General features: G+C 43.2%; 11 protein-coding genes. All 11 read right to left on the minus strand.

The window, feature by feature from the left end:
- Window positions 1–73 precede the first annotated feature (73 nt).
- The gene (locus tag AB5Z12_RS17495) at window positions 74–2,149 is read right to left on the minus strand and encodes a UvrD-helicase domain-containing protein (RefSeq protein ID WP_173717444.1); all 2,076 of its coding nucleotides are present in this window, start codon (window positions 2,147–2,149) and stop codon (window positions 74–76) included.
- Between the two features lie 277 nt (window positions 2,150–2,426).
- The gene (locus AB5Z12_RS17500) at window positions 2,427–4,274 is read right to left on the minus strand and encodes an ABC transporter ATP-binding protein (RefSeq protein ID WP_118582987.1); all 1,848 of its coding nucleotides are present in this window, start codon (window positions 4,272–4,274) and stop codon (window positions 2,427–2,429) included.
- Entirely contained in the window at window positions 4,271–6,433 is a 2,163-nt protein-coding gene (locus tag AB5Z12_RS17505) for an ABC transporter ATP-binding protein (protein ID WP_173717566.1), read from the minus strand. Before AB5Z12_RS17505 ends, AB5Z12_RS17500 begins: the two co-directional genes overlap by 4 nt.
- 77 nt (window positions 6,434–6,510) lie before the next feature.
- Window positions 6,511–7,002 (minus strand): MarR family winged helix-turn-helix transcriptional regulator, encoded by a 492-nt coding sequence (locus AB5Z12_RS17510; protein ID WP_226815755.1) that lies wholly within the window; start codon window positions 7,000–7,002, stop codon window positions 6,511–6,513.
- 466 nt (window positions 7,003–7,468) lie between these two features.
- Window positions 7,469–7,642: a DUF4250 domain-containing protein gene (locus AB5Z12_RS17515; RefSeq protein ID WP_118582984.1), complete on the minus strand. Its 174-nt coding sequence runs from the start codon at window positions 7,640–7,642 to the stop codon at window positions 7,469–7,471.
- 178 nt (window positions 7,643–7,820) lie between these two features.
- Window positions 7,821–10,403 carry an ATP-dependent chaperone ClpB gene (gene clpB / locus AB5Z12_RS17520; RefSeq protein ID WP_173717552.1) on the minus strand — a complete coding sequence of 861 codons (2,583 nt, stop codon included), beginning with the start codon at window positions 10,401–10,403 and terminating at the stop codon, window positions 7,821–7,823.
- Window positions 10,404–10,655: 252 nt separating this feature from the next.
- A complete protein-coding gene (locus AB5Z12_RS17525; RefSeq protein ID WP_226815910.1) occupies window positions 10,656–10,907 on the minus strand; it encodes a hypothetical protein in 252 nt (83 codons plus the stop codon).
- Between the two features lie 26 nt (window positions 10,908–10,933).
- The gene (locus AB5Z12_RS17530) at window positions 10,934–11,734 is read right to left on the minus strand and encodes a class I SAM-dependent methyltransferase (RefSeq protein WP_173717553.1); all 801 of its coding nucleotides are present in this window, start codon (window positions 11,732–11,734) and stop codon (window positions 10,934–10,936) included.
- A complete protein-coding gene (locus tag AB5Z12_RS17535) occupies window positions 11,731–12,393 on the minus strand; it encodes a class I SAM-dependent methyltransferase (protein WP_173717554.1) in 663 nt (220 codons plus the stop codon). Before AB5Z12_RS17535 ends, AB5Z12_RS17530 begins: the two co-directional genes overlap by 4 nt.
- Window positions 12,394–12,749: 356 nt before the next feature.
- Window positions 12,750–13,337 carry an AAA family ATPase gene (locus AB5Z12_RS17540; RefSeq protein ID WP_173717555.1) on the minus strand — a complete coding sequence of 196 codons (588 nt, stop codon included), beginning with the start codon at window positions 13,335–13,337 and terminating at the stop codon, window positions 12,750–12,752.
- Window positions 13,338–13,350: 13 nt separating this feature from the next.
- On the minus strand, window positions 13,351–14,718 hold the full coding sequence (locus AB5Z12_RS17545) for an MATE family efflux transporter (protein ID WP_173717556.1): 1,368 nt from the start codon (window positions 14,716–14,718) through the stop codon (window positions 13,351–13,353).
- Window positions 14,719–15,021: the final 303 nt, after the last annotated feature.

A 15,021-nucleotide genomic window follows, 5' to 3' on the forward strand; every position in this document is an offset into this window, starting at 1 on the left:
CATTTGACAGCATATTTCGACAACCTGAATTTCTTTTTTATTTTACGCTCTGTTTGTCATACTTTTGTAATATTTATTTTCCGTATTCGTACATATGCAATTTATGAAGCGCTCTGGTAGCTGCAATATAACGTCCCTGTTTTGCAATCGGGCTCTGATCTGCTGCAGGGAACAGGGAAAATACCTGGTCAAATTCCAGACCTTTTGCAAGATAAAACGTAGTAACTGTAAGGCCTTTGCAAAAGCTGGTACTGTCACGATGCAGGTACGAGAAACGATTTTCCACATCAAACCCTGTATTTTCCAGTTTTTCTTTCAGAATGCGGGCGGCATCTTTTGCCTCAGATTCCGTGCGAAGGATCAACGCAGCTGTCTCAAACTGTTCTGCTCCCAGCTGAAGCTTATTCACAAGCTCATCCAGAGCCACTTCCATTGCCTGCTGTTTTTTCCCTTTAAAAAATAATTCTTCCACTGGCTGGCCATGACGATCAAACAGATCCATATCTGTAATCCCTGCAAGCTGATTCGCATAAGAAGCAATCTCCACAGTGTTTCGGTAGCTTTTGTTCATGACGATCCTGCGGATCTCTTTTCCGAAAATTTTCGGTAAAAATCCCAGGACATCCTGAGCCTCATCTTCCATAGTCTGGGCTTTGTCCCCCAGAATGGTCATGCGGCAGGGAAACATCATTTTAAGGATCAGATACTGAAGCCTTGAATAATCCTGCATTTCGTCTACTACCAGGTGCTTGATACCATTGTGGCTGGTCTGGCGAAGAAGGCGGTACTTCATGTAAAGTACCGGATAGACGTCCTCATACCGAAGCTTTCGCTCCTGAAGCTGTACATGGGGAAGTCCCGGATAGCCGCAGCTTTCCAGAAAACGGCTGTAGATCACATAGAGATCCTGAGTCTCATACATATTCATGAATTTCTCCATTACAATGGCACGTTCTTCCTCATCCATATCATTGTCCCGAAGCGTCTCTACCTCATCAATGAAATTCTCTGCAACTGCCTCCATACGTGATAACAGAGGGATATCCTGGAATTTAAAATAAAAAAGATCAATGATCTCCTCTTCTTTTTTCGTAAAGTTCTTATATTCCACATCACGAAAATCCATCAGCTCATCTTCTAAGGAGGTGAGATACCCCTCCATCCGATTCAAAAATTCCCTGGACTGTTTTTCCTTATATAAGGAAGGCATATCCGGGAAATTCAGGCTGCGCTCAATCTGGTCATAACGGTCTTCGCAGTCAGATACCGTATCTTTCAGCTGTCTGTAGGCAAAAAGATCAAAGCTCATTTCTTTAATATTTTCCTCTCCCAGTTCCGGAAGTATATGGGAAATATAATCAGAAAAGATGCTGTTGGGAGACAGGATCAGGATATTGGAGGATTTCAGATTCTTGCGGTCGTGATACAAAAGATAGGCAATCCTGTGCAAGGCAATGGAGGTCTTGCCGCTTCCGGCTGCGCCCTGGATTACCATGATCTTATCCCTGGTGTTTCGAATGATGGCATTCTGCTCCTTCTGGATAGTGCGGACAATATTTTTCAGCGCAGTGCTGCCTCCGCTGCCAAGTTCTGCCATAAGAATCTCGTCATCAATCTTCACATCACTTTCAAACTGGTAAAGCATACGGCCATTTCGAATCTTGTACTGCCACTTGGAGGCAATTTCGCCGCAGATGGTTCCCAGCGGTGCCTGATAAGACGCCGGGCCTTTATCATAGTCGTAGAAAAGCCCGCTGACAGGAGCACGCCAGTCATAGATCAGAGGCGTATGCCCTGCCTCTTCTGCGAAATTTCCGATTCCAATATAAAAAATCTCCGGCTCCTCATCCCCTTCAAATACGAAATCCACTCTTCCAAAGAAAGGGGAATCCAGCATTTTACGAAATCTTTTTCGCAAATGGATCTGCTGCTCGTTGGCGTTGATCTGGTGAAGAAGCGCCTGCTGGTTATCGAAATTTTCGTAGCCATACTGGTCCATCTCCGTATAGTTCTCCCAGTAATACTCATGCATTCCTTCGATATCCTTCTGTCCTTCCAGAATGGACTGGCTGATATGGGCGATCCTGGTTTCTAATTTATCTGTAACGTATGCAAGAAAAGCTGCTCCGTCTTTATTATCAATTGTCATTGGGGGTATACTCCTTTAACATTCGCGCTGCAGCCCTTTCTACAAGTCTTTGTAAAAAAACACCCAGGGCTGCTGCAATAAATGAGTTTTTTCGTTGTTATGACTTTGTCCCTGCCTTCCTTTCCGGCAGAAACTTTGCTCCATTATACATTATCTGCGGGTAAAAGTACAGACAGCAAATCCCTGGATTTTTTCTCTCTGAAGACAAAAAAAACAGCAGTTTTTCCGTATATTTTCCGAAAAAGCTGCTGTATTTTTTTATCTGTTTCACTTACTTTTATGCAGTCTGCGTCTTATCAAACTGGCTGTTGTAAAGATCTGCGTAGAAGCCTTTCTTTGCAAGCAGCTCTTCATGGCTGCCCTGCTCGATAATGTCACCATCCTTCATAACCAGGATCAGATCTGCGTCCCTAATGGTGGAAAGTCTGTGAGCGATGACAAAGCTGGTTCTGCCTTTCATCAGGTTATCCATAGCTTTCTGGATCTGTACCTCGGTTCTGGTATCAACGGAGGAGGTAGCCTCATCCAGGATCAGGATCTTATTGTCTGCAAGAATGGCTCTTGCAATTGTCAGGAGCTGCTTCTGGCCCTGGGAAACATTGCTGGTCTCCTCATCCAGAACCATGTTATAGCCTCCCGGCTGCTGCATGATAAAGTTGTGGATATGAGCAGCCTTTGCTGCTGCGATCACTTCCTCATCGGTAGCATCCAGCCGTCCATAGCGGATGTTTTCCATAATGGTTCCGGAAAACAGCCAGGTATCCTGAAGCACCATTCCAAACATTTCATGAAGCTCGCTTCTGTTGAAATCTTTTACATCATGACCATCTACCTTAATAGAACCACTGTTTACATCATAGAAACGCATAAGCAGCTTAACCATGGTGGTTTTTCCTGCACCGGTAGGCCCTACAATCGCAATTTTCTGACCATCTTTGACCTTTGCCGAAAAATCGTGGACAATGATCTTTTCCGGATTGTAACCGAAGCTTACATGATCAAATTCTACATTTCCGCTGAGCCCGTCAATAGAAACAGCATTCTCTTTGGTGGTCTCCTCTTCCTCCTCATCCAAGAACTCAAACACACGCTCGGAAGCGGCTGCTGAGGACTGAAGCAGGTTGGTTACCTGTGCGATCTGCTGGATGGGCTGGGTAAAGTTACGGATATACTGGAAGAAGGACTGAATATCACCTACTTCAATAGAACCCTTGATCGTGAACCATCCTCCAAGAAGGGCTACCATAACATATCCAAGGTTTCCAACAAACTGCATGACCGGCATCATGATTCCGGAGAAAAACTGGGATTTCCATGCTGATTCGTAAAGCTTCTGGTTGTCTTTTTCAAATTCTGCAACTACGTCTTCTTCTTTATTAAATACCTTCACTACATTGTGTCCGCCGTAGTTCTCTTCAATCTGGCCATTTACCTCCCCCAGATACTTCTGCTGTGCCTGGAAATATTTCTGGGAGTGCTTCATAACGAAATTGATGATAAGCATAGACATCGGAAGGATCAGAAGGGCAGCCAGGGTCATCCACACATTGATGGACAGCATCATCACAAATACACCGATCAGGGTGGTAACTGATGTGATCAGCTGGGTAATACTCTGGTTCAGGCTCATCTGAAGGGTATCCACATCGTTCGTTACGCGGGAAAGGATTTCTCCGTTTGTCCGGCTCTCATAGTAGTTCATTGGGAGGCGGCTGAATTTCTTTGAAATATCTTTACGTAAATTGTAGGTGACATCGTTGGAAATTCCGGTCATCACATAACCCTGGATAAAGGAGAAGCAGGCACTTGCCAGATACAGTCCTAATGTCCATAACAAAATATAGCCGATTTTTTCAAAATCAATGCTTCCGGTGCCGTTTACCTTGGCTACCAGACCGTTAAAAAGCTCTGTTGTTGCCTTTCCAAGGATCTTTGGTCCTACAATGTTAAAAATGGTTCCTGCAATTGCAAACAGAAACATGAGAACGAAACGGAATTTGTAGCGTTCCATGTATTTCAAAAGTCGTTTCATTGCTCCTTTAAAGTCTTTTGCCTTTTCCCCGGAGTTCATTGCACGGCTCCGATGACCACCCATCATAGGGCCTCTGGCTTTGTTTTCACTCATGCTAATTCCTCCTCTGAAAGCTGTGACATGGCGATCTGGCGGTAAACCTCGCAGTTCTTCATCAATTCCTTGTGGGTGCCGATGCCTGCCATATTTCCGTCATCCAGCACAATGATCTGATCTGCATTCAGGATAGTGCTGATTCGCTGTGCTACGATAATCGTGGTAATATCCTTTGTCTTTTCCTTCAGAGCCTTGCGAAGCTTGCTGTCAGTCTTGAAATCAAGTGCGGAAAAGCTGTCGTCAAAGATCAGGATTTCCGGCTTTTTGGCAATCGCTCTTGCAATGGAAAGACGCTGCTTCTGGCCACCGGATACATTATTTCCTCCCTGGGAAATAGGTGCTTTGTAGCCTTCCGGTTTCGCTTCAATAAAGTCATCGGACTGGGCAATCTGAGCTGCCAGTTTTACATCTTCCTCTGGCATATCCGGCTTACCGTAACGAATGTTGGAATCGATGGTTCCAGAGAACAGGACTCCCTTCTGAGGTACATAGCCCAGACGGTCACGAAGCTCATGCTGTGTCATATTTCGTACATCCACACCATCTACTTTTACACAGCCCTTCGTTGCATCATAAAATCTGGGGATCAGGTTGACCAGTGTACTCTTACCGCTTCCGGTACTTCCGATGATAGCAACAGTCTGGCCTTTTTCTGCCTTAAAGGTAATATCGTTGATGACATTTTCCCCTGCTTCCGGATAAGCGAAGCTTACATGGTCAAATTCGACCGTTCCTTTTTCCTGCTTATCTGGCATTACCGGTTCCTCCGGATCATTTACAGATGGCTCCATTTCCAGGACCTCACAGATTCGGCCGGCTGCCACGTTTGCCCTTGGGAGCATAATGGAGATTGCTGTGATCATCAGGAAGGACATAATAATCTGCATTGCGTACTGGATAAATGCCATCATATTTCCTACCTGCATAGTTCCATTGTCAACGCCATGTGCACCGAAATAGATAATCGCTACAGATACACCGTTCATGATCAGCATCATGATCGGCATCATAAATGTCATACAGCGGTTTACAAACAGGTTTGTCTTTGTCAGATCCATATTTGCTTTTTCAAAACGCTCTTCCTCATGCTTCTCACGGCTGAACGCGCGGATAACCGGGATTCCGGTAAGGATTTCCCTGGTTACCAGGTTCAGACGGTCAATGAGAGTCTGCAGCCTGGTGAATTTCGGCATTGCAATCTGGAACAGTACAAAAATAACAATCAGAATGATAGCTACTGCGGCTCCAAGGATCCAGGTCATGGAGGAATCGGTCTGGAGAACCTTGAGCACGCCTCCGATGCCAAGGATGGGCGCATACAGAACGATTCTGAACATCATGGTCATAACCTGCTGCACCTGCTGCACATCGTTGGTACTTCGCGTGATCAGGGATGCAGTGGAAAATTTATGATATTCGTTGCTGGAGAAATGAATGACCTTGCGGTATACATTATCTCGCAGATCATGTCCAAGGGCTGCTGCCACTCTTGCTGAAAGGAAAGTAACACTTACAGCGGCCAGCATGATCACCAGCGCCATCAGGACCATCTGGATTCCGGATGTCCGGATGTAATTCATCTGAATTGCATCCAGATCCTCGCCCATAGCTTCGTATTCTGCTTTCACACCACTGACAGCGGCCTGTGTAAGAATAGATTCCGGCATGTCGGAAAGCTTCTCATCTGCAGCCTCCAGCATCTGTTTTTTTGCATCCTCCGGCATTGCTGACAAAACCTGCATTGGGTCCGTTCCTTCCGATACCTGCATCTGGGAAAGCATTTTCTGGCTCTCTTCACTGCCAGAGGTAAAAGAGGTGTACATCATCAGAGGTTTGCACAGAAGATCGTTTAATTCCTCACGTTTATCCCCTGTAATGCCATCTTTCAGTTCATATGTGTCTCCATCCAGGACATAAGAGTCCTGAACTTCTTTCTGTGTGTCTTCGTCCATAAAAATCTGCAGATTTTCCATTGTGCTCTGACGCATTTTTTCCGGAACACCATCTGGTATTCCCCCCTGCTGGATCCCTACGTTAATTACCTTGGAGGTGTAATCCGGCAAGGACAGATCACAGTATGCCTGCAAAAACAGCAGTCCAATGATCAGGACGATATAGCCTGCTGATTTTTTCAGATACTTCATTAATTTAATCATGCTTGGGTTGTCCTTTCTACATTTTTTCAAAACATCCGGGCTTTTCTGCCTTTTGCTTTGTTTTTCAGTTTCCTGTGCTACTTTTTATTATGGCAAAAATGTCCCATGCACATTTCTTCCGGTGAAAACTCTGGTGCTGGCATTGCCGCAATATTTTCCTTGATCTGTATGCAGAATCGTTTCATCAGACATAACTCACTTTCGGAAAATCCGTTCAGAACCTGTTTTTCTCCTTCCTTTGCCATGCGCATACCTTCATTAATTATTGCTTTTCCTTCTTCTGTAAGATAAATCCGGCTTATGCGTTGATCTTTTTCATCCTGTTTTCGAACTATAATACCGATTTTTTCCAGGCGTTGGATACTTACGGTAACAGTAGGCGGCTTCACGCCTAACTGGCTGGCCAGTTCTTTCTGGCTACATCCGTCTTCTTTCCACAGAACAGCCAGAATCGGCATTTGTCTTGGATGGATTCCCAGACTTTTAAGTTTACCAAAGCATTTTTCCATATACATGCGGCTGATTTCCATAATCAGACGTTGAATGCTTTTCTCATTGTTGTTTTCCAAATTCTCACCTCACTTGCTGTCTGAAACTGAGATACAAGCTTTGGAGTGTGTATTACAGTTTCAAGTTCCTGTTCAGCTTTCTCATATTAGTTAGCCGACTAATTTTATAGTTTACACTTTTCCACAAGAAACGCAAGTGTTTTTTGTGCAGTTTATATTTTTTTTAGATTTGTGTCTTAAATTTATTGAATTTAAAATATGTATTTATTTTGTCGGCTAATTATTATGTATAAGACCACATTATCTGTTGTCCGGAATTTTCATGGTAAAAAGAATCCTGCTTGCAGGATTCTCCATTTGCGGCGGGTCGCCTGGAGCGACAACACCCCTTCCGCCGCAGTGCAATCCTGCCCGGCAGGCTTTTTATGTAATGCGTAACAGGAATTTCCTGTTACAAAAAAATACCGCCTGCCAAGCGGTTTTCACAGCTTTGACAAGCGGTATTAAATTATTGAATATTGTGATTTCAAATAAACTGGTTGGTCTCTTCGTCGTAGTGGTAGTCGATGGAATCCATCTTATCCAACAGAGATTCCCTGTTCAGTCCGCGGCAGGTACACAGTGCTTCCAGAGAATCGTAATAATCCCGAAGCTGGGTATTTACATAACTAAGCAAAATCATAGGATCTTTTGGTATCATAAGACTTGGACTCCTTTTCTTTTCCTTTACTTGTTACTGTTCACTCCGTTCACAGTAACGCGCTTCGCGATGCACAGAAATCATGCATTCGCATGATTTCGCGCCGCAATTCTCGGGTTTTCTGTGAACTTTGTTCACAAAAAACGCCTCGCGGAACGTTACCAGTGAACAGTAACCTTTACTTCACTTTAACCACATACTCTCCATTCTCCACATCCAGTACCAGTGTATCGCCGGTATGGACTTCGCCTGAAAGGATTTTTCTGGCAGTCAGTGTCTCTACATATTTCTGAAGATAACGCTTCAGAGGTCTTGCACCGTAGACAGGATCGTAACCATTGTCAATGACATCCTTCTTGGCTGCATCTGTCAGTTCAAGGGAAAGCTCCTGGTCGGCAAGCCGGTCATTCAGCTCTTTTACCATCAGATCAACGATACTACCAATATTATCTTTTGTCAATGGCTTAAACAGAATGATCTCATCCAGACGGTTCAGGAATTCCGGACGGAAATGTCCGCGCAGATCATCCATAACCTCTTTCTGTGCTTCTTCCTTGATTTCTCCATTTTCATCAATACCATCCAGCAGATAAGGAGATCCGATATTGGAGGTCATGATCAGAATTGTATTCTTGAAGTCTACAGTACGTCCCTGGGAATCGGTAATACGACCATCATCCAGTACCTGCAGAAGTACATTGAATACATCTGGATGTGCCTTCTCAATCTCATCGAAAAGTACAACGCTGTACGGTTTCCGACGAACAGCCTCTGTAAGCTGTCCGCCTTCCTCGTATCCAACATATCCCGGAGGAGCTCCGATCAGTCTGGATACAGAGTATTTCTCCATGTACTCGCTCATGTCGATACGAACCATATTCTGCTCATCATCGAAAAGAGTCTGTGCAAGGGTTTTGGCAAGCTCTGTTTTACCAACACCGGTTGGTCCAAGGAACAGGAAAGAACCGATTGGTTTGGTCGGATCTTTGATTCCTGCTTTGGAGCGAAGGATGGCATCGGTTACACGGCGTACACCCTCGTCCTGACCGATAACACGTTTGTGGAGCTCATCTTCCAGATGAAGCAGTTTGGCACGCTCTCCCTCTGTCAGCCTTGCTACCGGAATGCCGGTCCAACGGGAAATGATCCTTGCGATCTCATCGTCTGTTACTACTTCGTGGACAAGGCTTCTGTCGCTCTCTTTTGTATTGCGCTCTTCGATTTCCAGCTGCTGCTGTAATTTCGGCAGCTCGCCATACTGCAATTCGGAAGCTTTCTCCAGATCATAGTTCTGTCTTGCGATCTGGATCTGTTTGTTCATATCCTCAATCTGTTCACGAAGCTTCTGAAGCTTCTCTACAGAATGTTTCTCGTTCTCCCACTGAGCCTTCTGGGTGTTGAAAGAATCCTGCATTTCCGCAAGCTCCTTCTGAAGCTCTTCCAGACGCTCTTTACTTAAATTATCGGTCTCCTTCTTCAGAGACAGCTCTTCCATTTTCATCTGATCGATTTTACGGCGCTGCTCATCCAGCTCTGTCGGCATGGAATCCAGCTCTGTCTTGATCAGGGCACAGGCCTCATCTACCAGGTCAATTGCCTTATCCGGAAGAAAACGGTCTGTAATATAACGATGTGAAAGTGTTGCAGCTGCAACAAGTGCGCTATCTGTGATTTTAACACCATGGAATACTTCGTAACGTTCTCTCAGGCCACGAAGGATAGAAATGGTATCTTCCACAGTTGGCTCATCCACCATAACCGGCTGGAAACGACGTTCCAGGGCAGCGTCTTTCTCAATATACTGACGATACTCATCCAGTGTGGTAGCACCGATGCAGTGAAGCTCACCACGGGCAAGCATTGGTTTCAGCATGTTGCTGGCATCCATTGCGCCATCCGTCTTACCTGCACCTACGATCAGATGAAGCTCATCAATAAACAGGATGATCTGACCTTCGCTCTTTTTCACCTCTTCCAGAACTGCTTTCAGACGTTCCTCAAATTCACCACGGTATTTGGCACCTGCTACCAGTGCGCCCATATCCAAGGCAAAAATTTTCTTATCCTTCAGTGCTTCCGGAACATCTCCTGCTACAATTCGCTGTGCAAGACCTTCCACAGCGGCTGTTTTACCAACACCGGGCTCACCGATGAGAACCGGATTGTTCTTGGTCTTACGAGAAAGAATACGGATCACATTCCGGATCTCACTGTCACGTCCGATTACCGGATCCAGTTTCTGGCTTCTTGCCTTTTCCACAAGATCTTCGCCATATTTATTTAAAGTATCATAGGTGGCTTCCGGATTGTCGCTTACTACACGCTGGTTTCCACGTACTGTGGAAAGTGCCTGCAGGAAACGCTCTTTGGTAATGCCAAATTCGCTCCAGATTTTCTTCATACTAGGGCTTGGATATTTCAGCAGGGCCAGGAAAAGATGCTCTACGGATACGTATTCATCTCCCATTGCCTTAGCTTCGTCTTCTGCATTTACAAGTGCCTTATTCAGATATTGTCCAAACCGGAGTTCGCCGCCAGATACTTTGACTTTTGCATCCAGAGCGTTCTTCACTGTGTTCAGAAAATATTCTTTATTTATTTCCATCTTCTCAATCAGTTTGAGAATCAGGCTGTCTTCCTGTGTTAGGAGGGTATATAACAGATGCTCCTGTTCGATTTCCTGGTTGCCATATTCGTAAGCAACCTTCTCCAGATCCTGAACAGCCTGTACGGATTTCTGCGTAAATTTGCTGATGTTCATAGGCTCTCCTCCTTCAGCTGATATTAATATAAAGCGCAGCTTCCGCGGCTCTTTAAAAAAGTAACTCGCAGGGGCTGCGCATTTATAAACATTTATAATGATTTCCTTATTACGGTTATTAATATAGCACCGATTGTTAGCACTGTCAAGAGGTGAGTGCTAATTATTTTGTGGAGATTGTGTGAACGCTACGAGCCATGCAAAATAGCGGTTTAAATCTTGTATTATTTTGTCTGTATCCACGCTGTCCTCCTACCTTATAATTTTCCAATTTGATTTTCGTTTTGTTCCGCCCTGTACCAAATGTCCATAATCCTTTTTTCCAGGTGACATTGTCATCACATTCACACCGAGTTTATGTAACCATTTCACGGATGTACGCGCCAGATAATCCTCCGGATCATCCCCGATCATTGCAATCATTGCACAGTCTGAACCTGTTTTGCATTTCCAGTATGCACCATAAAATCCATCTGATTCCACATCAAAATGTCTTTTCATCATCTGTATCATCTCCTGCTTGTATAATATCAGCCACGTTTCTCCATAACTATTATTTTATTTGAGATGTTCCGAACGATTGGAAACTTTCCTATCACATGATAAATCGGCATAAGCTCTTTCATTCCTTCAATCAGACTGACTTCCTGTCGAACAGAAAATGCCGGTATGATTCTTTGCAGTTCCTTTCCATTCTTAACTCCCCATGTGAATTTTGCATTGCTCCCCTCTATAGATTTTTCTTTCACATGTTTTATAACAAAAGGGGACATGGTTTCAACCATTACGGTTACCTTCTGGAATGATTTCTCAATAATAGAAAACATTTTTCTAATATCCTTTTCACACAAATACATTGTAAGACCTTCGATTATTACCAGAACATTCTCACCATGATAATCGATATCATCTACATAGGATTCATCCATTGCAGACTTTGCAATCTGATATACCGGACCAGTTTCGGTAAGGAACTGACTCCTTATCTTCATCGTTTCTGACAGATCCACATTGTACCAGTGCAGATATTTTCTCTCCATCCGATAACATCTGGTATCCAGTCCACATGCAATATTTATAACAACTGTATTTGCATGCTTCTCCAGATATTGCTTAACCATCCGGTCTAATACGATTGTTCTCGCAATTACGCCATAATTCATGGCTTTATCCTTATCTGCTTTGGAAAAGTTATAGTCCAGCTTCTCCACAAGTTCTACTGCAATCTCATCCTTGATTTTGGCATTTTGCTTTTTTGTTTCTTTTGCTCTTGCATACAAAGTCTGTACCATCGTTTCTGGCACACCTGTCACATTCACTTTTTCTTTCATTGCCTGTCGCCTTCTCCCATAGATTTTCTCACAACACAATGCATCCTCATACCTTTACGGGTTTCAAATTTTTCTACTTCTAACCCTGCTTTTCTGCAGCACTTCATGACCATATCTCTTGTTGGAACCCGGACATCTCCGTGTCCGCATATATTTGCCAGAGGCATTTCCAGTGTATTCATCAGCCATACCAATACTTTATTGTCACTAGTCACATCTCGCAGAATCAATCTTCCATTTGGGCGAAGACATCTTTTCACACTGTCAAAAAATGCCTGTGGATCCGGATAATGATGGAAACTCATAGAACAAATAATTGCATCAAATGAATCGTTTTCAAAAGGAAAATTCTCACAGTCTCCCACAACAAATATTGCATTTGGAATATCTTTCTTTTTTGCCTGTTCAATCATCGCAGGAGTCAGATCCAGTCCTGTATAATGCCGGTCTGGATATTTTTCTGATAATAAAGAAATCATCGGAGCAGGTCCGCAGCCTGCATCCAATAAATCTCTAAATGGCTCCTTCTCTAATTCTTCCAGAATATCCGGATAATCCTTCTTGCACATTTCGTAAATACCAGCATGGTTACTTTCATATCTTCCTGCTGCTTTTGTAAACTCGTTGATTGATAATTTTTTGTATTCTTCGTTTTTCATGCTTTTTTCTCCAATCACACCTGCACCATAAATCAATATTCTCATAGAAATCTGTACTATTTTACATTTCCCAATAAATTATTATCATGCATATTAGTTGCATCTAACTCATATTTTCTAAAAAACCGTGTGAAACAAAATTGGAATCCCACACGGTTTCTTTTCTGCATTCAGTATATCACTTTTATCTGGTTTATCAACCAGTTTTTGTTATTATGTCTCAGTTTCAGAAGAATCCATATTTTTCCATCCATAGCGAAAAATGGAAATCGCCATAGAAACCTCACTGACTATTTCGTCTAATATTCCTGCCCTGGAACCAACAGCAATTTGTAGTAAACAGTATACACCTCCTGTTATTTAATGCATTCCATAATGATCTTCTCACATCTGTCATATCCAAGCTGTGAACTGTTCAGACACAACGTATAATTACTGGCCTTTCCCCATTTATGCTCCGTGTAAAAGTTATAATTTGTCATACGTCTTTTATCTGTGTCTGCCATCATTTTCACTGCTTTCTTCTCATCTACATTATATAAGCGAATGATCCTCTGTGTTTTCTCCGGCATATCCCCATGAATGAATACATTCAGCACATCGTCCCGGTCTTTCAGGATATAATCTGCGTTTCTTCCAATGATCACGCAAGGAGCCTTCTCTGCCAATTCTAAAATAACTTTTCGCTGCGCCTCATGTACCATATCCTCCACAGACTTCCCTGTGATGTCACGCCCTGCAAGTGCATATGCAAACAACCCTTTTTTCGGAGCTAACTCTGCATTTTCCTGAATATACTCCGGTGATAAACCGGACTTTTCTGCAATCTCATTAATAACATTTTTATCATAATAAGCAATTCCCAGCTTCTTCGCGACTTCTTCTCCGATAAAACGTCCACCGCTTCCAAATTCTCTGCTGATTGTAATGATTCTTTTTGCCATTTCCAGTTCCTCCTTAACGCAAAGTATCAACTTTGTTTTTTCTAATCCTCTTTAAAAATACATAGCCTACCAGGCATGCAATTACTTCTGTAATCGGAAATGCCCACCAAATCATTGAAACGCCCACCTGACCATTTCTTACAAACAGTGAAAAGATTCCGGCCAGTGGCAAAATGATAATAAGCTGTCTCAAAAGTGAAATAACCAACGATTCCACACCACCGTCCAGTGCCTGATAAATGCCCTGATAAGCAACATTGATTCCGGCAAACAGGAAGCTTACCGAGATCACTCTCATCGCACCGATAAAATATTCTCTCGACTGTCCCGCATTAAACAGCGTTGCAAATGCTCCGGGGAAAATCTCCGTAATTGCAATTCCAATAATCATTAATGCAACGATATAAATAAGTCCATATTTGATACCATCCTGAATTCTCTTTTTACTTCTCATTCCATAAGCAAATGCAATGATCGGAGTGATTGCATCTCGCAGACCAAATGCAAGGAAGAGAACAAACTGCTGAACTTTATAGAACAATCCATAAGCTGTCTGTGCTGACGGATTGAACTTCAGGATCAGATTCATCACATAAACCATAATAGACATCAGTGCCTGAGCGATAATCGCCGGAAGTCCGATTGCATAGATTTCCTTGATAATTCTGCCATCCGGCTTCATGTATTTTGCCCCATGCTCAAATTCCTTATCTAATTTGATATGAAAGATAAGCAGTAATACTGCGGATGCTACCTGTCCAATTACAGTTGCGTAGGCTGCACCTTTCACTCCCATTTCCGGGCAAGGTCCAATCCCATAGATCATGATCGGATCAAGGATGATATTTATAACTGCTCCAACCACCTGACCGATTGTAGAATAAAGAGAGCGTCCTGTGGCCTGTAACAGCTTTTCAAACAAAGAAAAGAAGATGATTCCAAAAGAAATCACACAACATATCCGCAGATAACTTACTCCCATCTCAAGTACTTCTGCATCTACTGTCTGAGATGAAATATATGCTCTCACTCCAAAGATGCCAAATAATAAACAAACCACATAAATGATCACACCCAAAAACAGGCTGTTTCCTGCTACCTTCGCAGCTTTTTTACGGTTTCCCTGTCCCAGTGTCCTTGCAAGAAGTGCATTGGTTCCTACACCCGTTCCGATTCCCACTGCCACCATAAGCATCTGAATCGGGAATACCAGGGTCAGTGCATTTAGTGCTGCTTCACTGCCCACTCTCATATTTCCTACAAACGCACTGTCTACTATGTTATAGACTGCCTGCAATGCCATAGATAGGATCATCGGGATCCCCATCTGGACCATAAGCTTATTCACCGGCATCTCCTTCATCTTGTTGCTTTCCGCCATTTTGTTTTAACTCCTCTCTTTTTCTGCACAAAAAAAGCGCGCACCCTGTCATATAAGCTGGACTTACGCTGACAGGCTACACACTTTTTCATGGCGACATTCATTTTTAGTAAAACAAAAACGAGCAGCTTGTAAACTGGATTTACGCTTACCTGCTACTCGTTTGATTTAATTATATTGCCTGTTTTTCTAAAAGTCAAACAAATTTTTTTTGCGTTTTCTATACATATGAACCATTTATGATAATGTCCTAATATACCATAAAGGAAAATGTCCCAATGTAGTATAATGCTTCCATCAACA

The sequence above is a fragment of the Ruminococcus sp. RTP21358st1_G6_RTP21358_211008 genome (assembly GCF_040908885.1).
GTDB lineage: Bacteria > Bacillota > Clostridia > Lachnospirales > Lachnospiraceae > Blautia_A > Blautia_A faecis.